Origin of the sequence: Streptomyces sp. NPDC006711 (genome assembly GCF_042869775.1) — a bacterium.
Classification (GTDB): domain Bacteria; phylum Actinomycetota; class Actinomycetes; order Streptomycetales; family Streptomycetaceae; genus Streptomyces.
This window is the reverse complement of record NZ_JBIAGO010000015.1, coordinates 127,530-147,421: the sequence shown is the minus strand read 5'-3', so window position 1 is coordinate 147,421 and position 19,892 is coordinate 127,530. Positions and strand designations below refer to the sequence as shown.

Sequence of the window (19,892 nt, the reverse complement as noted above, 5' to 3'; positions counted from 1 at the left end):
CTCCGCGCGGACGCGGACATGGGCGGTGCCCGGAGCCTCAAGGGCTCCGGGCACCTTCACTTTCCGGCCAGCCGCCTGGTCAGAAGGTGAGCCTTCGGGGCGGTGCGGTCACGGACGGGCTCAGAAGCTGAGCTTGAAGTCCGTGACGGTGCCGGTGTCGTACCGGCCCATGTCCTGGACCTTCAGCTTCCAGACGCCGTTGGCCGCGACACTGGAGGCGTTGACGGTGAACGTCTTGTCCATGTTCGCCGTCGAGTCCGAGGACGAGTTCTGAAGGCGGAACGACTTGCCGTTCGGGGCCACCAGGTCGATCTGGAGGTCACCGATGTAGGTGTGGGTGATCTTCACCCCGACCTTGAGGGCGCTCGGCGCGTTGCCCGAGATGCCGGAGACGGTGACCGGGTCGGTGATGGCGTTGCCCGGGTAGTCCGGGATGGCCACGCTCGCGGTGTTCTCGAAGACCTTGCCGCCGGGGTCGGTGCCGCCGCCGTGCCGGGCGCCGACGTTGATGGCCGCCCACGCGTCGGTGATGTTGTTGACCTCGGCGCTGTTCGCGCCGTACAGCTCGGTCGCCGCCGCGATGGTGCCCGCGCGGGCCCCGGCGTAGTCCGTACTGGAGTTGAACTTGGTGGTGAGGGCCTTGTACCAGATGAGCTGGGCCTTGTCGCGGCCGATGCCGGTGACCGGCAGGCCGTCGGAGGTCGGCGAGTTGTAGCTCACGCCGTTGATGACCTTGGCGCCGCTGCCCTCGGACGCCAGGTAGAACCAGTGGTTGGCCGGGCCCGAGGAGTAGTGGACGTCGAGGTTGCCGACGCCGGAGTACCAGCTGTCGGCGGAGCCGCCGTCCTTGCTCGGCTTGTCCATGTAGCGCAGCGGGGTGCCGTCGCCGTTGATGTCGATCTTCTCGCCGATGAGGTAGTCACCGGGGTCGGAGGCGTTGTTGGCGTAGAACTCCACCGACGTGCCCATGATGTCGGAGGTCGCCTCGTTGAGGCCGCCCGACTCGTCCGCGTAGTTCAGGCCCGCGGTGGCGGCCGTGACGCCGTGCGACATCTCGTGGCCGGCCACGTCGAGCGCGGTCAGCGGGTCGTTGTTGTTGGACCCGTCGCCGTACGTCATGCAGAAGCAGCTGTCGTCCCAGAACGCGTTCACGTACGAGTTGCCGTAGTGGACGCGGGAGTACGCCGCGACGCCGTCGCCCCGGATGCCGGAGCGGCCGAAGACGTTCTTGTAGAAGTCCCAGGTGACCCCGGCGCCGTAGGCGGCGTCGGCGCCCGCGGTCGCGGCGTTGGTGTTGGTGCCGTCACCCCAGGTGTCCGTGGACTGGGTGAACAGCGAACCCGTGCCGGACGTGCCGTGGTTGAGGTTGTACGTCTTGTGCCCGCCGCGGCCGGTGTCGTTCAGCGTGTAGCTGGAACCGGACTGCGAGGTGCCGAGGGTGACCTGCCCGCTGTAGCGGGTGTTGCCCACGCCGGTCTCGATGCCCTGCCACTGGTGCAGCTTGGCGCCCGTCTTGGCGTCCGTGATGACGTGCAGCTGGTTGGGCGTGCCGTCGTCCTGGAGCCCGCCCACGACCGTCTCGTACGCGAGGGTCGGCGCGCCCTTGACCATCCAGATGACCTTGCGGGCGCTGTCGGCCTTGTCCGCCTTGGAGCCGGCGGCCTTGGCGGCCTTGAGGGCCTGGGCGCCGGCGGTGGCGGCGGCGTCGGACGGCGCGGCGGTGGAGACGCCCTTGAGCTGGGCGCTGTTCGCCTTGATGACGTCCTTGGTCTTGCCGGCCGCGGAGTCGACCATCAGGTCGCCGCCGAGCACGGGCAGGCCCTGGTAGGTCCGCTCGTAGCGGGTGTGGACCGTGCCGTCCTTGTCCTGGGACACGTCGTGGACGACGAGCTTCTCCTGCGCGCTGAGGCCGAGCGTCTTGGCGGTGTCCGCCGTGGTCGCCGTGGCCTTGCGTATGAGGTCGGCCCGCTGGGACGGGGTGAGGCTCACGGGCAGGGCGCCCGGATTGCGTACCGCCTGGGCCTTGAGGGCCGCGGTGGCCGCGGAGTCGTCGGGCTGTGCGCTGGCCGACCCGGCCTGGAAGCCGACGCTGAGCATGGCGGCCGCGGCGAACAGGGCGCCGGTGGCGGTGGCGCGACGACGATGCGTGGATCTCACGCGAACTCCTTCTGCGAGGGGGATCCGGTCCGACTGGGTGGGGTCGGCCGGGCAGAGCAAAGCGGAGCAGGTGCGGCAACGAGATGTTGTGCGGGAAAACTGTGTGCGTGGAACGGGGGAAGAGTGCCAGCAGCGGAGAACGTCTGTCAGGAGCGCGTCAACAAGTTGGCCGAAAAACGTCCGTTGTCCGAAGGTCGTCGTTCGTTAAGCGGACGTTTCGCGGATGCTCACCGCGATACCGTCGAGGAGACGGCCGAGCCCGAAGGCGAAGAGCGAGTCCAAGTCCATGCCGAACGGCTCGTGTTCGAAAATGGTCGCAAGGACGGGGTAGCGGCCGCTCGACACGATGGCCGCAAACCGCCCCCCGTTGCGGTCCATCCACTCGTCGTTGGACACGCCGGTGTCCTCAAGGGCGTGGCCCTCCATCTCCATGGCCATGCCGAGGCCCTGGACGAAGGCGATGAGGGTGAGATGCGTGAGCATCACCTGGTGCACGCTCAACGGCGTACCGCGCAGGGCCCGCAGCACCCACTCGGTGTACGTCATCGCCTCCGGCATCGGCTCCGGCCGGATGAAGGAGGCCATCGCGCGGGCCATCCAGGGGTGGCGGCGGTAGACGCCCCACAACTGGTGCGAGGCATGGGTGAGTTGGGCCCGCCAGTCGCCGGCGGGGCGCCGCAGGTCCGCCTCGTCGAAGGCCACGTCCGTCATCAGCCGTACGAGCTCGCCCTTGCTCGGCACATGCCGGTACAGGGCCATCGTGGACGTGCCGAGGTCCCCGGCGACCCGGCGCATCGAGAGCCCGGCAAGCCCCTCGGCGTCCGCGATCCTGAGCGCGGCGGCCACGACGGCCTCGCGGCTGAGCGCCGCCCCCTGCGGCCCGCGCGCCGAGCCGGCCTCCGCGACCACCGTGCCCACCCCCGGCACCGCCCGCACCACGCCCTCCCGCGCGAGCACGGCGAGCGCCTTGGTCGCGGTCGCCATCGCCACGCCCGACTCCCGCACGATGGCCCGCGTCGAGGGCACCCGGTCGCCCGGGGCGAGCTCGCCCGAGGCGATGCGGCGCCGGATGCCGGCGGCGATGGACAGGTAGGGCGGATCCACGGTCACGGCGGGCAGTGTACTAGTGCGCCGTACGCCGTCCTGGCCCGTCACCCGGAGTACGGGGCCGGTGCACTAGGCCGCCGGTAGCGGCGTACGCGGGCCCCTGCTTCGCTCCCCGCATGGACACCACCCTCGGCCCCGTCACGGGCCGCGCCGACCCCGCCCCGTCGCGTGCCGGGCGCCGGGAATGGACCGCGTTCGCCGTCCTCATGCTGCCGCTGCTCCTCGTCTCCATGGACGTCTCCGTCCTCTACTTCGCCATCCCCTTCATCAGCCAGGACCTCGCGCCCAGCTCCACCGGGCAGCTGTGGATCCTCGACATGTACGGCTTCGTGCTGGCCGGACTGCTCATCACGATGGGCGCGCTCGGCGACCGGGTGGGGCGGCGCAGGCTCGTGCTCGCGGGCGCCGCCGTCTTCGGCCTCGCCTCGGTCGCCGCCGCCTACGCGGACTCGGTCCAACTCCTCATCGCAGCGCGGGCGTTGCTCGGCCTCGGTGGGGCCGCGCTCATGCCCTCCACGCTCGCGCTGATCCGCAACCTCTTCCACGACGAGCGCCAGCGCGCCAAGGCGGTCACCGCCTGGACCGGCGTCATGACCGTGGGCATCTCGTTCGGTCCGGTCGTCAGCGGCGCGCTGCTCGAACACTTCTGGTGGGGCTCGGTGTTCCTCATCAACCTGCCCGCCATGCTCCTGCTGCTCGTCCTCGCGCCGTTCCTGCTGCCCGAGGTGAAGCAGCCGGTGCCGGGCCGCTTCGACTGGCCGAGCGCGGTGCTGTCGCTCGCCGGGCTGCTGCCCGTGATCCAGGGCGTCAAGGAACTCGCCCGCGACGGCCTTGAGTTGCTGCCCGCCGTCTTCGTCCTCGGCGGGCTCGCCCTCCTGTACGTCTTCGTACGCCGCCAGTCGCGCCTCGCCCACCCGCTGGTCGACCTGGTGCTGCTGCGCCGGCGTGCCTTCGGTGGCGCGGTGCTGGCCAACCTCTTCGCCATCGCGGCGACGGTCGGCATGGCGGTCTTCCTCACCCAGTACCTCCAGACGGTGCTCGCCAACAGCCCCCTGCGCGCGGCGCTGTGGAGCCTGGTGCCCGCGGTGGGGGCGTTCGCGGGGGCGCCCGGCGGGGCGGCGCTCGCGCGGCGCTTCGAGCGGGGTTACGTCATGGCGGCCGGCTTCGCCGTCTCCGCCTGCGGGTTCCTCGCGCTGTCCCAGGTCCGCACCCACACGCCGCTGTGGTTCACGCTCACCGCCTGCGCCGTCTACACCTGTGGGCTCGTCGCGGCGATGGCCCTGGCCAACGAACTCGCCCTCGGCGCGGCGCCGCCCGAGCGGGCCGGATCGGCGGCGGCGGTCCTGGAATCCGGCCAGGAACTGGGCGGCGCGCTCGGCATGGCGCTGCTCGGCTCCCTCGGCGCGGCGGTCTACCGCCACGGCATGGCCCACGCGCCGGCGTCGGCGCGCGAGACGCTGGGGGGTGCGGTGGCGTCACTCCGGGGCGCCGACCTGACGGTCGCGTTCGCGTCGTTCACGCGGGGCCTGGATGCGGCGGCGGTGGGGGCGGCGGCGCTGATGGCCGGGGCGGCGGTGCTGTCGTTGAGGGTGCGACAGGGGTGAGGGGGTGCGTTCGGGTGCGGGTGGTTGTGGGTTGCTCGCGCAGTTCCTCGCGCCCCTGGGGGGCTGTGGTGTGTTGGTCCGCGCTCCGGTTGGGGGCGCTTGTGTGCTGGGGGTGGTGGTCCCGTCAGGGGCGCGGGGAACGGCGCGACCAGCCACGGATCACCTGCGGGTAGAGGGTCCTGGGGCGGGCCCCGAGCCGTCGGAGCGCAGCTTCGGGTTCTGGAGGGGCGCGGGGCACCGCGCGAGCGGACCGGGGCCGACCTCCACGCGGCGCGGTGGCCCGGGTCAGCGCCAGGGGAGGTTGCGCCAGGGGCTGCCCTCGTGGTCGGTGAGGATGCGGTGCGCGGTTACGTTCTGGTGGTAGTAACTCCCGTACGACTCCTCATCGAAGCGCAGCACGCGCCCGAGCGCGTACCCCGCCGAGAAGTCCTCCCAGGAGCGGTAGGCCGCCTTGCTCAGGGCGCCCGCGTGCACGATCACCTGCTCCGCCTCGTGCGGTGTGCACAGCCGGGCCGACAGCCCCCAGCGCGCCAGGTTCACCGCGCGCCCGTAGTCGTAGGCGACGGCCGAGGTGACCCGGCCGTCCGGCGGGAGCAGGCCGTCCGCGCGGAACCGGGCCTCGTAGCGCATGACGCGCCGCACCAGCTCCTCGATCTCCATGACGGCGGCGTGCCCCACCCCGATGTCCTGGGCGTGCCCGGCGGCCGTCTCGCGCCACAGCTCGGGCGGCGGCGCCTCACCGAGCCCGGCCCGCAGCTCCTCGCGCACGCGCAGCACGAAACCGTGCTCGGGCGGGCTGTTGCGCGCGTCGAGCAGGGCGTCCACCTGCCGGCGCCAGCTCGCCGGGTCGGTGATGCCCCAGGAGTCGCGGAGCATCCGGACCTCGGCGGTGTACTCCTGGTAGAGGGAGCCCACCTCGTTCCACGGCACGTCGTGGGTGACCGCCAGATGCGCGCCGCAGGCCAGCCCGTAAGCGAGCGGGCCGTGCAGCGCGCCGTGCCGCAGGCCGGTCAGCCGCTCGGGGCGCTCGGCCTCCGCGTGGAGCCGGCGCCACCGGGCCAGCTGGTCGGCGCCGGTCGGCAGGAACAACTGGGCCGGGGTGCCCGCGTTGACCGCGAGCAGCGTACGTCCGCCGAGCAGACCCGACCCGGCGATCCACCCGAGCGTGACCCCGTGGAAGACCCAGTCCGGGTGCCACGGAGGGAGCATGCCTCGGGTGAGCACCGGCTTGCAGGGGCGCCCCGCCGCGTCCCGGTAGGCGGGCCAACGGACCCGGTCGGGGCTCGCGTCGACCTCGGCCTTCGGCGCGGCGATGTACAGCACCTCGCGGGCCAGCACCCGCAGCTGCGCCTCCATGTCGCCGCGCAGCCCCGCGGAGTGCAGCAGCCACTCCGTCTCCGTCGGTGCCGCCCAGCTGATCCCCGTTGCCGTTGCCACGCCCCGATCCTACGAAACCGCTCCCGGCCGGCGCGGCGGCAGGTGGGTGCGGGGCGGCAACCCGTCCGAAGGCCGAGCGTTCCGGAAGGCACCGTCGTTCCCGCTGCCGCTCACGGTCAGTGGCTGGTTGAGGTAGGGCCGGCTCGTGATCGCTTCACACCCCGGGTGCGGGCCGCACGGTGATCCCGTTCCGCTCGAGCAGCGCCGCCGTCACCCCGTCTCCTGGCACCAGCTCCCCCGCGAACGAGCCGTCGTGGACCGCGCCACGTCCGCACGACGGACTGCGCGGCATCAACAGCGCCTCCGTGCAGCCTCCGTGCCGTGCTGCCGCCAGTGCGCGCCGCGCTCCGTCCACGAACTCCGCTGTCACGTCACGTCCCGTGTCCTCAACGACCCGTGCCGCCCCGTCGAGCACGTCGTGCCCGTCGCCGCCCACCAGCTCCGCGGGCCGCCGAGGCGTCGCGAGCCCACCCGCCACTTCGGGGCAGAAGGAGACGACTTCGCGACCTGCCACCACTTCCTCGATCTCCGAAGACGCCTTGTGCCGCCCGTCGAATCGGCATGGCACCCCGCGCAGACACGCGCTGACCAGGATTGCTTGCATGCCGCCAGGCTAGGGGGTGTCTGGTGGACCATGGCCGGGGGCCGACCCTGATCCACCAGACACCCCCTAGCCCCAGCCGTCGTCACGGACCGTTGCCCATGATCGTCCGGAGCTACCCGGACCGTGCTCATGATCCGCCGACAGTGCGCACGAAGCCGCGGACCCGCGTCCCGGGGGGTGTCAGGCCAGGCTGTCCCGCCAGGCCCGGTGCAGATCGGCGAAGCGGCCCGTGCCGGTGATCAGGTCGGCGGGGGCGCCGTCCTCCACGACGCGGCCGTGCTCCATCACCAGGACCCGGTCGGCGATCTCGACCGTGGACAGCCGGTGCGCGATCACCACCGCCGTCCGGCCGCCCAGGACCGTGTGCATGGCGCGCTGCACCGCGCGCTCGCCCGGGACGTCGAGCGAGCTGGTCGCCTCGTCGAGGATCAGCACCGCCGGGTCGGCGAGCAACGCCCGCGCGAACGCGACCAGTTGGCGCTGCCCGGCGGAGATCCGGCCACCCCGCTTGCGTACGTCCGTGTCGTACCCCTGCGGCAGCCCCGCGATGAAGTCGTGCGCGCCGATCGCCTTCGCGGCCTGCTCGATCTCCTCGCGGGAGGCGTCCGGGCGGCCGATGGCGATGTTCTCGGCGACCGTGCCGGAGAACAGGAACGCCTCCTGGGTGACCATGACCACCCCGCGCCGCAGCTCGCGCACGGACAGCTCGCGCAGGTCCGTGCCGTCGAGCAGGACGCGGCCGGTGGTGGGGTCGTAGAAGCGGGCCAGGAGTTTGGCGAGGGTGGACTTGCCCGCGCCCGTCGAGCCGACCACCGCCACGGTCTGGCCGGCCGGGATGGTCAGATCGAACCGGGGCAGCACCTCGCCGCCGGTGCGGTAGGAGAAGCCGACCCCCTCGAAGTCGACGCGCCGGCCCGGCAGATGGCCCGCCGGCTCCGGCAGTGCCGTCGGCCGCTCCGGCTCGGGGACGGACGGCACCTGCGAGAGCAGGCCGGCCACTTTCGCCAGGGAGGCGGCGGCCGACTCGTAGGAGTTGAGGAACATGCCGAGCCGGTCGATGGGGTCGTACAGACGGCGCAGGTACAGGACCGCCGCCGCGAGCACACCCAGGGCGAGGGTGCCGTCCGCGACCCGCGTCGCGCCCCACAGCACCATCGCCGCGACCGCGGTGTTGGCGACGAGCCGTGAGCCCACCACATAGCGCGCCATCTCAAGGAGCGCGTCACCGTTGCTGCGTTCGTGCCGCCGGTTCAGCTCCTGGAACTCGGCGTCGTTGGCCCGCTCGCGCCGGAAGGCCCGCACCGGACGGATGCCGTTCAGGGTCTCCGCGAACTTGACGATCACCGCGGCCATCGCCGTGGACCGGACCCCGTAGATCTCCCCGGCCCGGCGCCGGTAGCTCCGGATCAGGAAGTGCAGCGGCAGGTAGGAGGCGACGGCGAGCGCGCCGATGCCCCAGTCGAGCCAGAGCAGCATCGCGCAGATGTAGACCGAGGAGAGGACCACCCCGATCAGCTCCTGAAGCCCCTCGCTGAGCAGTTCCCGCAGCGATTCGACGTCCGTGGTGGAGCGCGATATCAGCCGGCCCGATGTGTAGCGCTCGTGGAAGTCCACGCTCAGCGCCTGCGCGTGCCGGAAGATGCGCCCGCGCAGGTCGAGCAGCACGTCCTGGTTGACGCCGGCGGAGATCCGGATGAAGGCGTACTGGAAGAACCCCGAGGCCAGCGCGCACAGCAGATAGCCGGCGCCCACGCCGACGAGCGGGCCGTAGTCGTGCGCGCGCAATGCCGGTACGCCCCGGTCGATGGCGTACGCCACGAGCAGCGGGCCCGCCTGGGCCGCCGCCTGCTGCACCACGAGCGTCAGCGTCGCGAGCACCACGCGCCGGCGCAGCGGCGCCAGCAGGGACCGCAGCAGCGCGCCGGTCGCGCCGGGCGGCGCGGGCAGCTCGTCCCGGTCGAACGGGTCGGTGCGCGCGCCCGGTTCGGCCACCGCCTCGTCGCCGGTGGCCACCTCCTTGCCGACCGTCGTGGTCATCGGGTGTCCTTCGGCTCGTCGTGGTGGTGGTCGTCCGCGCCCGACATCAGCCAGGCGTATTCGGCGTTGTCGCGCAGCAGTTCCTGGTGGGTTCCGACGGCCGCGACGCGTCCTCGCGAAAGGAGCGCCACCCGGTCGGCCAGCATCACCGTCGAGGGGCGGTGGGCGACGACCAGCGCGGTGGTGTCCTGGAGCACGCGGCGCAGCGCGGCTTCGACCAGGGCCTCCGTGTGGACGTCGAGCGCGGAGAGCGGGTCGTCCAGGATCAGGAACCTGGGCCGCCCCACGACCGCCCGCGCCAGCGCGAGCCGCTGGCGCTGCCCGCCCGACAGGCTCAGCCCCTGCTCGCCGACCTGGGTGTCGAGGCCCTGCGGCAGCCGCCGTACGAACTGGGCCTGCGCGATGTCGATGGCCCGCTCCACATCGGGTGAACTCCCGCCGCCCATCGCGACGTTGGCGCCAACGGACGCCGAGAACAGGGTGGGTTCCTCGAACGCCACGGAGACGAGCCCCCGCAGCCGCTCGCGTGGCATCGTGGCGATGTCCTGCCCGTCCAGCGTGATCCGGCCGCCGCAGACCTCGTAGAGCCGGGGCACGAGCGCGGTGAGCGTGGTCTTGCCCGATCCGGTCCCCCCGACCAGCGCCATGGTCTCGCCGGGCCGTATGTGCAGATCGACCCCGTCGAGCACGGGCACGCTGCCCGGCGGCGCGTCGGGATACGAGAACACCACCCCTTCGAACCGGACCCCGTCCGATGCCGCCGCGGCGCAGTCCGGCCCCGACGCGGCTCCCTGTGGGACTTCCTGCGGGGCTCCTTCAGCCGCTCCCTCGGATTCCTCCGCTTCCTCCGCTTCCTCGGATTCCTCGGCCTCCTCCCCGTCCTCGTCCATCGCCTCGAAGAACCGCGCCGTCGCCGTCGCCGCCTCCTGGCTCATCGCCAGCAGGAAGCCGATCGACTCCACCGGCCAGCGCAGGGCCAGTGCCGTGGACAGGAACGCCACCAGCGTGCCCGCCGAAAGCTCCCCGTCCGCCACCCGCACCGTGCCCAGCACCAGCGCCGCTCCGATGGCCAGTTCGGGGATCGCGGTGATCACGCCCCAGATCCCGGCCAGCAGCCGCGCCTTGGCGAGCTCGGTGCCGCGCAGCCGCCGGGCGAGTTCGCCGAAGGCCACGGCCTGGGCGCGGTGCCGGCCGAACCCCTTGATGATCCGGATGCCGAGCACGCTCTCCTCGACCACCGTCGTCACGTCGCCCACCTGGTCCTGCGCCTGCCGGGCGACCAGGGCGTACCGCGTCTCGAAGAGCGAGCAGACGACCACCAGCGGGACGACTGGGACCAGCAGCACCAGGCCGAGGGTCCAGTCCTGGGAGATGAGGATCGCGAACCCGGCCAGGATCGTGACCCCGTTGACGATCAGGAACGTCAACGGGAAGGCCAGGAACATCCGCAGCAGCATGAGGTCCGTGGTGCCGCGCGACAGGAGCTGGCCCGAGGACCAGCGGTCGTGGAAGGAGACCGGCAGGCGCTGCACGCGCCGGTACAGATCGGCCCGCATGTCCGCCTCGACCCCCGCGAGCGGCCGCGCCACCAGCCAGCGCCGCAAGCCGAACAGAAGCGCCTCGGCGAGCCCGAGCAGCAGCAGATACAGCGCGCCGAGCCACACGCCACCGGGGTCGCGCTCCGCGACCGGCCCGTCGACGATCCATTTCAGGACGAGCGGGATCACCAGGCCGAGGCAGGAGGCGACGACGGCGATGAAGGCCGCGCAGAACCAGCGCGTTCGCACAGGTCGCACGTACGGCCAGAGCCTCAGGAGCGAGCGCGTGGCCGACTGGTCTTGGGTGGCTGCGTGTGTTTCGGACATCAGGGCTGAGCCTACGGACGGGCACGGACAGTGCCCACCGAGTTTCGGACGGGCGCCGCTGGTCCGCTGGTCCTAGGACCGACGCCGACGGTCCGCCGGTCCTGGGACGGACGCCGCTGGTCCGGTCCTGGGACCGGGCGCCGCGCCGGGGTCGTAGCGGCCGTCAACCGATCGGTTGATCGCGGGTCGAGCGCGATGGCCGATGCGGTGGGCCCCGGCCGACCGGGATTCTCAAGGCATGGCAATCATCGAAGTCAACGAGCTGCGCAAGGCGTACGGCCGCAGGGCCGCGGTCGACAGCGTCAGCTTCACCGTCGAGGAGGGCGAGATCTTCGGGATCCTCGGCCCCAACGGTGCCGGCAAGACGACCACCGTCGAGTGCGTCGAGGGGCTGCGCGTCCCGGACGCCGGGGCGGTCAAGGTGGCCGGGTACGACCCGGTCGCCGACCACGACGAGGTGACCCGAGTCCTCGGCGCCCAGCTCCAGGAGAGCGAGCTCCAGCCCAAGCTCACCGTGCGCGAGGCGCTGGAGCTGTACGCCGCCTTCTATCCCCGCCCGGCCGACTGGCGCCCGCTCGCCGAACGGCTGGGGCTCACCGAGAAGTTGTCCACCCGCTTCGCCAAGCTGTCGGGCGGCCAGAAGCAGCGTCTGTCCATCGCGCTCGCCCTGATCGGCAACCCGCGCGTGGTGGTGCTCGACGAGCTGACCACCGGCCTCGACCCCCGGGCCCGGCGCGACACCTGGGAGCTGATCGAGGACGTGAGGCGCGGCGGGGTCACCGTCCTGCTCGTGACCCACTTCATGGAGGAGGCCCAGCGGCTGTGCGACCGGGTCGCCGTCATCGACCAGGGGCGGATCGCCGCGCTTGACACGCCCTCGGGTCTGATCCGGCGCGCGGCCGGCTCCACCGTCATCTCCTTCACGCCCTCCGCGCCCCTGGACGACCTCGCGCTGCCCGCGCTGCCGGGGGCCGCCGCCGTGGAGGAGAAGCACGGCCGGGTGACCATCCACGGCACCGACGACACCGTCAACGCCGTGATCACCCTGCTCGCCCGGCACCACATCACCGCCCACCAACTGCGCGTGTCCGAGGCCACCCTCGACGACGCGTTCCTCGACCTGACGGAGGCCCCGGCATGACCAGCAGCACCCTCACCCCGCCGCGCCCCGCCCGCCCGGCCGCCGCGGCCGTGCTGCGGACCGAGGCCACGCTCTTCAGGCGCGAGCCCGCCGGCCTCTTCTGGATCATGGTCTTCCCGACCGTCCTGTTGGTGGTCCTCGGCTCGATCCCGGGCTTCCGCGACCCCGACAAGGCGCTCGGCGGCATCCGCTTCGTCGACGCCTACGTACCCGTCGCCGTCCTCCTGTCCATGATCATGGCCGGGCTCCAGGCGATGCCGCCGGTCATCACCGGCTACCGCGAACGCGGCATCCTGCGCCGGATGTCGGCCACCCCCGTACGTCCCTCCGCCGTGCTCGGCGCGCAGGTGGGGCTGCACGGAGCGGCCGCCCTGGTCTCCGCCGTCCTGTCCCTCACGGTCGGCAGGCTCGCCTTCGACGTGGCGCTGCCCCGCCAGCTCTTCGGGTACGCCCTCGCGCTGCTGCTCGCCGTCCTGAGCGCGCTCGCCTTCGGCGCCCTCGTCGCCGCGCTCTCCCGTACCTCCAAGATCGCCAACGCGGTCGGCTCCGCGGTGTTCTTCCCGATGATGTTCAGCGCGGGCGTCTGGCTGCCCGTCCAGGCCATGCCCGACACCCTGGGCCGGATCGTGGAACTGCTGCCCTTCGGCGCCGCCGCCCAGGCGCTGACCGAGGCCGCGGCCGGCGGCTGGCCCGGCTGGGACCACCTCGGCATCCTGGCCCTGTGGAGCGTGCTGCTCTCGGTGGCCGCGACCCGCTGGTTCCGGTGGCAGTGACGGCGGCGCCCGGATGGGGCGAGGCGGTGGCCGGGCCCGCCGTGGACGAGACTGGGGCCATGAACGACGGGGCGAGCACGGCGAAGCGGGACACGGTGGAGGAACGCTGGGAGACGTTCCACCGCTGGGGTCCCCATGGACTCCTGTTCATCGGCTGCCTCGCCGCCGCCGCCACGGCCGACCTGCTGATGAGCCCCGCCACCCGCTGGGCCGCCGTCGCCCTGGCCGGCGGCGCCCTGCTGCTCCAGACCGGCTGGGACCGGGTGCGCAGGACGCGGCCGGGGCCGAGCGCCGCGGGCGCCGTCTACTACTTCCTGCGCTGGGCCTTCGCCTTCGCCCTTACCTGGCTCAACCCGTTCTTCGCCTTCTACGCCGTGTGCGGCTACTTCGGGGCGCAGGCGCTGCTGCCCCGCCGCCTGGTGCGGGTCGGCCTGTTCTCGACCGCCGTCATCATGGCCGGCTCGCAGTCCGGTGGGCTGCCGCCCAAGGGGACCATGGGGTGGGTGGTGTTCGGCGCGGTGCTCGTCATCAACTGCGTCCTGCTCACCGTGTTCAGCCATCTCGCCGCCCAGGAGGACGAGCGGGCCCGCGTGCAGGGCGAGACCATCGCCGAGCTGGAGACCACCAACGCCCGCCTCCAGCAGGCCCTCGACGAGAACGCCGCCCTGCACGCCCAACTCCTGCTCCAGGCAAGGGAGGCGGGCGTCGCCGACGAACGGCGCAGGCTCGCCGCCGAGATCCACGACACCATCGCCCAGGGCCTGGCCGGCATCATCGCCCAGCTCCAGGTGGTCGCGGCCGCCACCGACCCCGCCCTCGTGCGGGGCCACCTCGCCAGCGCCCAGTCACTGGCCCGGCACAGTCTGGGCGAGGCCCGCCGCTCGGTGCAGAACCTCAGCCCCCTCGACCTCGAACACGACGCCCTGCACGAGGCGCTGAAGAAGACCGTCGCCGAATGGGGCGCCCGGCACGGAGCGCGCGCCGACTTCACCGTGACCGGCACCGCCGTCCAGCTCCACGACGAGATCGAGGCCACCTTGCTGCGCATCGCCCAGGAGGCCCTGGCCAACGCGAGCCGGCACGCCCACGCCTCCCGCGTCGGCGTCACCCTCTCCTTCATGGGCGATGAGGTCTCCCTCGACATCCGCGACGATGGCCAGGGCTTCGACCCGCTCGGCCTGCCGGCCCGTTCCGGCGCCGGCGGTTTCGGCCTCGACGGCATGCGGGCCCGCGCCGAACGCATCGCGGGCGCCCTCACCGTGGAATCCGAGCCCGGCCATGGCACCGCCGTCTCGGCCCGCGTACCGTTGGTCCCCCATGACCACTGACGTCACCATCACCCTCCTGATCTGCGACGACCATCCCGTGGTGCGGGACGGTCTGCGCGGCATGTTCGCCTCGGCCGACGGCTTCGACGTCCTCGGCGAGGCATCCGACGGCGTCCAGGGCGTCGACCTCGCGCAGGAACTCGACCCGGACGTCGTCCTGATGGATCTGCGGATGCCCGGCGGCGGGGGAGTGGCCGCGATCGCCGAGCTCACCCGGCGCGGTCTTCGCTCCAAGGTCCTCGTCCTGACCACGTACGACACCGACTCCGACACGCTGCCCGCGATCGAGGCGGGCGCCACCGGGTATCTGCTCAAGGACGCCCCACGCGAGGAGCTGTTCACCGCGGTGCGGGCCGCCGCGGAGGGACGCACCGTGCTCTCGCCGGCCGTCGCCTCCCGGCTGGTCACGGCGGTGCGCACGCCCCCGGTCCCGGTCGGCGAACCGCTCTCGGCCCGTGAGCGCGAAGTGCTCCAGCTGGTCGCGAGGGGCACCTCCAACCGGGAGATCGCCCGGGCCCTGTTCATCAGCGAGGCCACCGTGAAGACCCATCTGACGCACATCTACGGCAAGTTGGGCGTCAAGGACCGGGCCGCGGCGGTCGCGGTGGCGTACGAGCGCAAGATCCTCGGCCAGGCCCTGCCCCAGCCCCAGCGCCCGGGATCTACTCCACCACTTTGAGGACAAGGAGCGACCGGGCCGGCAGCGTCACCGTCCGGCCGCCCCGGTGCACCTGTCCGGGTGCCCGGTCCTGCCGCTCCAGCGAGGTGTCCACGACCAGCTCGTAGGAGGCGGCCCAGGGCGGGCCCGGCAGCACACACTCGCGCGGGCGGTCCCCGGAGTGCAGCAGGATCAGGAAGCTGTCGTCGACCACGGGGGCGCCCCTGGCGTCGCGCCCGGGGATGTCACGGCCGGACAGGTACAGGCCGATGGTGGCGGCCGGCGCGTACCAGTCCCGCTCCGTCATCTCCTCGCCGAGCGGGGTGAACCAGGCCAGGTCCCGCAGCCCGTCGGCGCCCCGCGAGCGCCCCGAGAAGAAGGCGCGGCGGCGCAGGACGGGGTGGCGGTGGCGCAACTCCACCAGCCGCGTGGTCAGTTCGAGCAGCGCGCGGGGGCCGGGCTCGTCCAGGAGCGACCAGTCGACCCAACTCACCTCGTTGTCCTGGCAGTAGGCGTTGTTGTTGCCGCCCTGGGTGCGGCCCATCTCGTCGCCCGCGACCAGCATCGGCACGCCCGTGGAGACCAGCAGCGTGGTGAGGAGGTTGCGCAGCTGGCGGCGGCGCAGCGCGGTGACATCGGGGTCGTCGCTCTCGCCCTCCGCCCCGCAGTTCCAGGCCCGGTTGTCGTGGGTGCCGTCCCGGTTGCCCTCGCCGTTGGCCTCGTTGTGCTTGCGTTCGTACGTGACGAGGTCGCGCAGGGTGAAACCGTCGTGTGCGGTGATGAAGTTGATCGACGCGTACGGGCGCCGGCCGCCCCAGGCGTACAGGTCGCTGGAGCCCGAGAGCCGGTAGCCGAGGTCGCGCACGTCCGGCAGCGCGCCGCGCCAGAAGTCGCGTACGGCATCGCGGTAGCGGTCGTTCCACTCCGTCCACAGCGGCGGGAAGGAGCCCACCTGATAGCCGCCGTTGCCCACGTCCCACGGCTCGGCGATCAGTTTCACCCGGCGCAGGACCGGGTCCTGGGCGATCACGGCGAGAAAGGGGGAGAGCATGTCGACGTCGTGCATCGAGCGGGCGAGCGCGGCCGCCAGATCGAAGCGGAAACCGTCCACGCCCATCTCGGTCACCCAGTAGCGCAGCGAGTCCGTGATCAGCCGCAGCACCTGGGGCTGGACCACGTGCAGGGTGTTGCCGCAGCCCGTGTAGTCGGCGTAGCGGCGGGCGTCGGCCTGGAGGCGGTAGTAGCCGCGGTTGTCGATGCCGCGCAGCGACAAGGTGGGCCCCAGCTCGCCGGCCTCGGCGGTGTGGTTGTAGACCACGTCGAGAATGACCTCGATGCCGGCGGCGTGCAGCGCCCGCACCATCCGCTTGAACTCGCCGACCTGCTGCCCCGTGCTCCCGCTCGCCGAGTACGCGGCGTGCGGGGCGAAGTATCCGATGGAGTTGTAGCCCCAGTAGTTGCGCAGGCCCCGCCGCAGCAGATGGTCCTCGTGGGCGAACTGGTGCACAGGAAGCAGTTCCACCGCCGTCACGCCGAGCCGTACCAGGTGCTCGACGGCGGCCGGATGGGCCAGGCCCGCGTAGGTGCCGCGCAGATGCTCGGGGACGCCCGGATGGAGGCGGGTGAAGCCGCGCACGTGCAGCTCGTAGATGACGGAGTCGGACCAGGGCGTCTTGGGCCGGTGGTCGTCGGCCCAGTCGTCGTCGTCCTGCACGACCACGCCCTTGGGCACGTGCGGCGCCGAGTCGCGGTCGTCGCGCACGGTGTCGGCGACGTGCTGCTGCGGCCAGTCGCGCACATGCCCGTACACCTCGGGCGGCAGCGTGAAGTCGCCGTCCACGGCCCGCGCGTACGGGTCCAGGAGCAGCTTCGCCGGATTCCAGCGCGCGCCCGTCCACGGGTCCCAGCGCCCGTGCACCCGAAATCCGTAGCGCCGGCCGGGCTGGACGCCCGGCACGAAGCCGTGCCAGATCTCGTGGGTCAGCTCGGTGAGCGCGAGCCGGATCTCGGTGCCCGCCGCGTCGAACAGGCACACCTCGACCGCCTCGGCGCCCCCCGCCCACAGCGCGAAGTTGGTGCCCGCCACCCCGTCGGGGCCGACCCGGTAGCGGGCGCCGAGCGGGGTGGGCGCGCCCGGCCACACAGGGGGGCGCAGGGCCCCCGGTTCACCCCGGTGGCCGTTCACCCTCCGGCGCGCCTCCACGCCGGGCGCGCCCTTGAGATCGGGCACCCCCTCGGGGCCACCCCGCACTGCCTCCTGCTCGGCTGCGCTCGACACCTGACGGCCTCCCGCGGCTCGGCACAGGGCAGCCGCGGCGTCCCGGCTGCGGCTCCCCGTGCGTGTCCCTGCACCTGTTCTTCCCGCAACAGCCCTCGTACTCACGTTTCCCTGGGCGGGGCGCGGTCGTTGGGCCGGTCGTGACAGACGTACTGAAGCGGGCAGGGGCGGGCACGGCCGCCGCCCTGGCATGGGCAGGACTGACGGCGGTCCTGGTGGCCGCGCTGACCGGGTGCTCGGGGGGCACCCTGGACATCGGTGACATCGGCGGCAAGCCGCTGACACCCCGGGAGGCGATCCTGGTGACCCCGGACGACGGCGCCAAGGGCGTCGCGGCGGACCAGAAGGTGCGGGTGCGGGTGCCGAGCGGGCGCCTGGAGCGGGTCAAGGTGATGAAGACGGAGGACGCGCAGCCCGAGGAGGTGCCGGGGAAGATCTCCGAGGACGGGCTGACGTGGACGCCGACGGCGGGGGCGCTCCAGCTGGCCGCGCTGTACACGGTGGACTCCGTGGCGCTCGACGGGCACGGCCACCGCCAGGCCCGCCACACCACCTTCACCACGTTCGTGCCGGAGCACCGGTTCATCGGTTACTTCAAACCCGAGAACCGCTCCACGGTGGGCGTCGGCATGATCGTCTCCTTCAACTTCAACCAGGCGATCAAGGACAGGGCGGCCGTCGAGCGGGCCATCAGGATCACCTCGCAGCCGCCGGTGGAGGTGCGGGGCCACTGGTTCGGCAAGGACCGGCTCGACTTCCGGCCCGCGCGGTACTGGGCGCCCGGCACCAAGGTCACCGTCGACCTGCGCCTGCGCGACGTCCTGGCGGCCCCCGGGGTGTACGGCATCCAGGACAAGACGATCGGCTTCACCGTGGGCCGCGACCAGCAGTCCCTGGTGGACGCGGAGGCGCACACCATGGAGGTGCGGCGCGGCGGCGAGCTCGTGTCCACGCTGCCCATCTCCGCGGGGTCGCCGAAGAACACCACCTACAACGGCAAGATGGTGGTCAGCGAGATGTACGACGTGACGCGGATGAACAGTCAGACCGTCGGCTTCGGCGGCGAGTACGACATCCCCGACGTTCCGCACGCCATCCGGCTGACCAACACCGGCACCTTCCTGCACGGCAACTACTGGGCTCCCTCCAGCACGTTCGGCAACACCAACACCAGCCACGGCTGTGTGGGGCTGCGCGATGTGAAGGGCGGCAGCTCGGACACCCCGGCGGGCTGGTTCTTCGACCGGACCCTCATCGGCGATGTCGTCGAGGTGGTCAATTCCCATGACCGCCAGGTCGCTCCGGACAATGGGCTCGGTGGCTGGAACATGGACTGGGCGAAGTGGAAGGCGGGCTCCGCGCTCTCCTGAATTCCGCCCGCGCATCCATCGCCCCCACGGCACACGGCCCCCGACCGTTCTCGGTCCCTGCAACCGTTCCCGGTTAAGCAACCGGGAACGGTTTCTGTGTTTCACCTGAGGGTTCCAGGAAGATTTGGGACTGAACGGTGACATGGGAAGGGAGATCGGGTCCCATCCGGTGTGATTATCTAGCGCCGTGTGCGCGCGAGGACGCGTACGGGGGTGCGTGAGTGCGGCGGTGGCGAGGCCACGCCGCGCGAGGGGAGAACAGTCTTGAACGGGCAGCCTATTTCGGGGGCATCGGCCGGATCCGGTCGGCGCGGGCGCCGGGGCAGCGCACTGCTGGCCCTCATCTTCGGGGCGGTGCTGCTGCTCGTCACCGCCTGTGGCGGCGGTGACGGCGGCTCCAAGTCCAAGGCGGGCAGCGCGGGCGCCGGCGAGGATACCAAGGCGTCGGAGGCCGTGGTCACCATCGCTCCGGCCGACAACGCCAAGGACGTGGCCACCAACGGCGCGCTGAAGATATCCGCCGACAAGGGGAAGCTGACCGCCGTCGCGGTGGCCGACAGCAAGGGCAACGCGGTCGCGGGGAAGATATCCCCCGACGGCGTCGGCTGGGTTCCCGACCAGCACCTCGCCTCCGCCACGCAGTACAAGGTCCACGCGGTCGCCAAGGACGCCAAGGGCCGTGAGTCCGCCAAGGACACCACCTTCACCACGCTCGTCCCGAAGAACACCTTCATCGGCCAGTACGTGCCCGAGGACGGCTCCACCGTCGGCGTCGGCATGCCGGTCTCGCTCAACTTCAGCCGGGGCATCACCAATCCGGAGGCCGTCGAGAAGGCGATCACCGTGACGGCCGAGCCGTCCGTGCCGGTGCAGGGCCACTGGTTCGGCAACGACCGCCTGGACTTCCGCCCCGAGAACTACTGGGCGCCCGGCACCAAGGTCACCGTCACGATGAACCTGGACGGCGTCGAGGGCCGCCCCGGGGTCTACGGCAAGCAGACCCGCACGATCCACTTCACCATCGGCCGCTCCCAGGTCTCCACCGTCGACGCGAGCGCCCACACGATGACGGTCGAGCGCGACGGCAAGACCCTCAAGACCATCCCGATCAGCGCGGGCTCCCCGCAGAACACCACGTACAACGGGCAGATGGTCATCAGCGAGAAGTTCGAGGTGACCCGGATGAACGGCGCCACCGTGGGCTTCGGCGGCGAGTACGACATCAAGGACGTGCCGCACGCGATGCGCCTGTCCAGCTCGGGCACCTTCATCCACGGCAACTACTGGGGCGACCCCTCGGTCTTCGGCTCGGCCAACACCAGCCACGGCTGCGTCGGTCTGCGGGACGCGCGCGGCGCGGGCGACCCGTCCACCCCGGCGGCCTGGTTCTACAACAACTCCCTCATCGGCGACGTGGTCGTCGTGAAGAACTCCAAGGACAAGACCATCCAGCCCGACAACGGTCTCAACGGCTGGAACCTGTCGTGGTCGGAGTGGACCAAGTAGTCCGTCGACGCGCGGCGGCCCACGGGC

The 19,892-nt window shown here is 72.0% G+C and carries 14 protein-coding genes; 7 read left to right on the top strand and 7 right to left on the bottom strand.

Annotated features, from left to right (window positions below):
* Positions 1-120: 120 nt before the first annotated feature.
* Positions 121-2,157 carry a M4 family metallopeptidase gene (locus ACFYM2_RS26210; protein ID WP_358999285.1) on the bottom strand — a complete coding sequence of 679 codons (2,037 nt, stop codon included), beginning with the start codon at positions 2,155-2,157 and terminating at the stop codon, positions 121-123.
* Positions 2,158-2,361: 204 nt separating this feature from the next.
* Positions 2,362-3,267, bottom strand: a complete 906-nt coding sequence (locus ACFYM2_RS26205) for a TetR/AcrR family transcriptional regulator C-terminal domain-containing protein (RefSeq protein WP_358999287.1) — start codon at positions 3,265-3,267, stop codon at positions 2,362-2,364.
* A gap of 113 nt (positions 3,268-3,380) precedes the next feature.
* On the opposite strand from ACFYM2_RS26205, the gene ACFYM2_RS26200 reads away from it, so the two are divergent.
* Entirely contained in the window at positions 3,381-4,868 is a 1,488-nt protein-coding gene (locus ACFYM2_RS26200) for an MFS transporter (protein WP_388839592.1), read from the top strand.
* 285 nt (positions 4,869-5,153) lie between these two features.
* Here ACFYM2_RS26200 and ACFYM2_RS26195 read toward each other — a convergent pair whose 3' ends face one another.
* From ACFYM2_RS26195 to ACFYM2_RS26180, 4 genes are all read right to left on the bottom strand, one after another.
* Positions 5,154-6,305 carry a DUF1266 domain-containing protein gene (locus ACFYM2_RS26195; RefSeq protein ID WP_388839589.1) on the bottom strand — a complete coding sequence of 384 codons (1,152 nt, stop codon included), beginning with the start codon at positions 6,303-6,305 and terminating at the stop codon, positions 5,154-5,156.
* A gap of 154 nt (positions 6,306-6,459) precedes the next feature.
* The gene (locus tag ACFYM2_RS26190) at positions 6,460-6,909 is read right to left on the bottom strand and encodes a DUF523 domain-containing protein (protein ID WP_388461147.1); all 450 of its coding nucleotides are present in this window, start codon (positions 6,907-6,909) and stop codon (positions 6,460-6,462) included.
* Between the two features lie 180 nt (positions 6,910-7,089).
* Positions 7,090-8,946, bottom strand: coding sequence for an ABC transporter ATP-binding protein (locus tag ACFYM2_RS26185; protein ID WP_388461149.1), 1,857 nt, complete (start codon positions 8,944-8,946; stop codon positions 7,090-7,092).
* Positions 8,943-10,811 carry an ABC transporter ATP-binding protein gene (locus tag ACFYM2_RS26180; RefSeq protein ID WP_388461151.1) on the bottom strand — a complete coding sequence of 623 codons (1,869 nt, stop codon included), beginning with the start codon at positions 10,809-10,811 and terminating at the stop codon, positions 8,943-8,945. Before ACFYM2_RS26180 ends, ACFYM2_RS26185 begins: the two co-directional genes overlap by 4 nt.
* Before the next feature lie 238 nt (positions 10,812-11,049).
* On the opposite strand from ACFYM2_RS26180, the gene ACFYM2_RS26175 reads away from it, so the two are divergent.
* Genes ACFYM2_RS26175 through ACFYM2_RS26160 form a run of 4 tightly spaced genes read left to right on the top strand, consistent with a single transcriptional unit; the run spans position 11,050 to position 14,732 of the window.
* Positions 11,050-11,952 carry an ABC transporter ATP-binding protein gene (locus tag ACFYM2_RS26175; RefSeq protein WP_388839586.1) on the top strand — a complete coding sequence of 301 codons (903 nt, stop codon included), beginning with the start codon at positions 11,050-11,052 and terminating at the stop codon, positions 11,950-11,952.
* Positions 11,949-12,725 (top strand): ABC transporter permease, encoded by a 777-nt coding sequence (locus ACFYM2_RS26170; protein ID WP_388839583.1) that lies wholly within the window; start codon positions 11,949-11,951, stop codon positions 12,723-12,725. Before ACFYM2_RS26175 ends, ACFYM2_RS26170 begins: the two co-directional genes overlap by 4 nt.
* A gap of 59 nt (positions 12,726-12,784) precedes the next feature.
* Complete coding sequence (locus ACFYM2_RS26165) at positions 12,785-14,053, top strand: sensor histidine kinase (protein ID WP_358999457.1); 1,269 nt, start codon at positions 12,785-12,787, stop codon at positions 14,051-14,053.
* Positions 14,043-14,732 (top strand): response regulator, encoded by a 690-nt coding sequence (locus ACFYM2_RS26160; protein WP_388839580.1) that lies wholly within the window; start codon positions 14,043-14,045, stop codon positions 14,730-14,732. The genes ACFYM2_RS26165 and ACFYM2_RS26160 overlap by 11 nt, the downstream gene beginning before the upstream one ends.
* Here the strand turns inward: ACFYM2_RS26160 and glgX are convergent.
* Positions 14,716-16,989 (bottom strand): glycogen debranching protein GlgX, encoded by a 2,274-nt coding sequence (glgX, locus tag ACFYM2_RS26155; protein ID WP_388461157.1) that lies wholly within the window; start codon positions 16,987-16,989, stop codon positions 14,716-14,718. The genes ACFYM2_RS26160 and glgX overlap by 17 nt on opposite strands.
* A 140-nt stretch (positions 16,990-17,129) precedes the next feature.
* Between glgX and ACFYM2_RS26150 the strand changes: the two genes are divergently transcribed.
* Both ACFYM2_RS26150 and ACFYM2_RS26145 read left to right on the top strand, forming a co-directional pair.
* Entirely contained in the window at positions 17,130-18,359 is a 1,230-nt protein-coding gene (locus ACFYM2_RS26150) for an Ig-like domain-containing protein (protein ID WP_358999312.1), read from the top strand.
* 264 nt (positions 18,360-18,623) lie between these two features.
* Positions 18,624-19,865: an Ig-like domain-containing protein gene (locus tag ACFYM2_RS26145; RefSeq protein ID WP_358999315.1), complete on the top strand. Its 1,242-nt coding sequence runs from the start codon at positions 18,624-18,626 to the stop codon at positions 19,863-19,865.
* Positions 19,866-19,892: the final 27 nt, after the last annotated feature.

Bases quoted from the DNA above. Each gene is read 5' to 3' on its own strand.
- ACFYM2_RS26170 (WP_388839583.1), top strand. From the start codon at position 11,949: ATGACCAGCAGCACCCTCACCCCGCCGCGCCCCGCCCGCCCGGCCGCC.
- ACFYM2_RS26165 (WP_358999457.1), top strand. From the start codon at position 12,785: ATGAACGACGGGGCGAGCACGGCGAAGCGGGACACGGTGGAGGAACGC.
- ACFYM2_RS26200 (WP_388839592.1), top strand. From the start codon at position 3,381: ATGGACACCACCCTCGGCCCCGTCACGGGCCGCGCCGACCCCGCCCCG.
- ACFYM2_RS26185 (WP_388461149.1), bottom strand. From the start codon at position 8,946: ATGACCACGACGGTCGGCAAGGAGGTGGCCACCGGCGACGAGGCGGTG.
- ACFYM2_RS26190 (WP_388461147.1), bottom strand. From the start codon at position 6,909: ATGCAAGCAATCCTGGTCAGCGCGTGTCTGCGCGGGGTGCCATGCCGA.
- ACFYM2_RS26160 (WP_388839580.1), top strand. From the start codon at position 14,043: ATGACCACTGACGTCACCATCACCCTCCTGATCTGCGACGACCATCCC.
- ACFYM2_RS26180 (WP_388461151.1), bottom strand. From the start codon at position 10,811: ATGTCCGAAACACACGCAGCCACCCAAGACCAGTCGGCCACGCGCTCG.
- ACFYM2_RS26175 (WP_388839586.1), top strand. From the start codon at position 11,050: ATGGCAATCATCGAAGTCAACGAGCTGCGCAAGGCGTACGGCCGCAGG.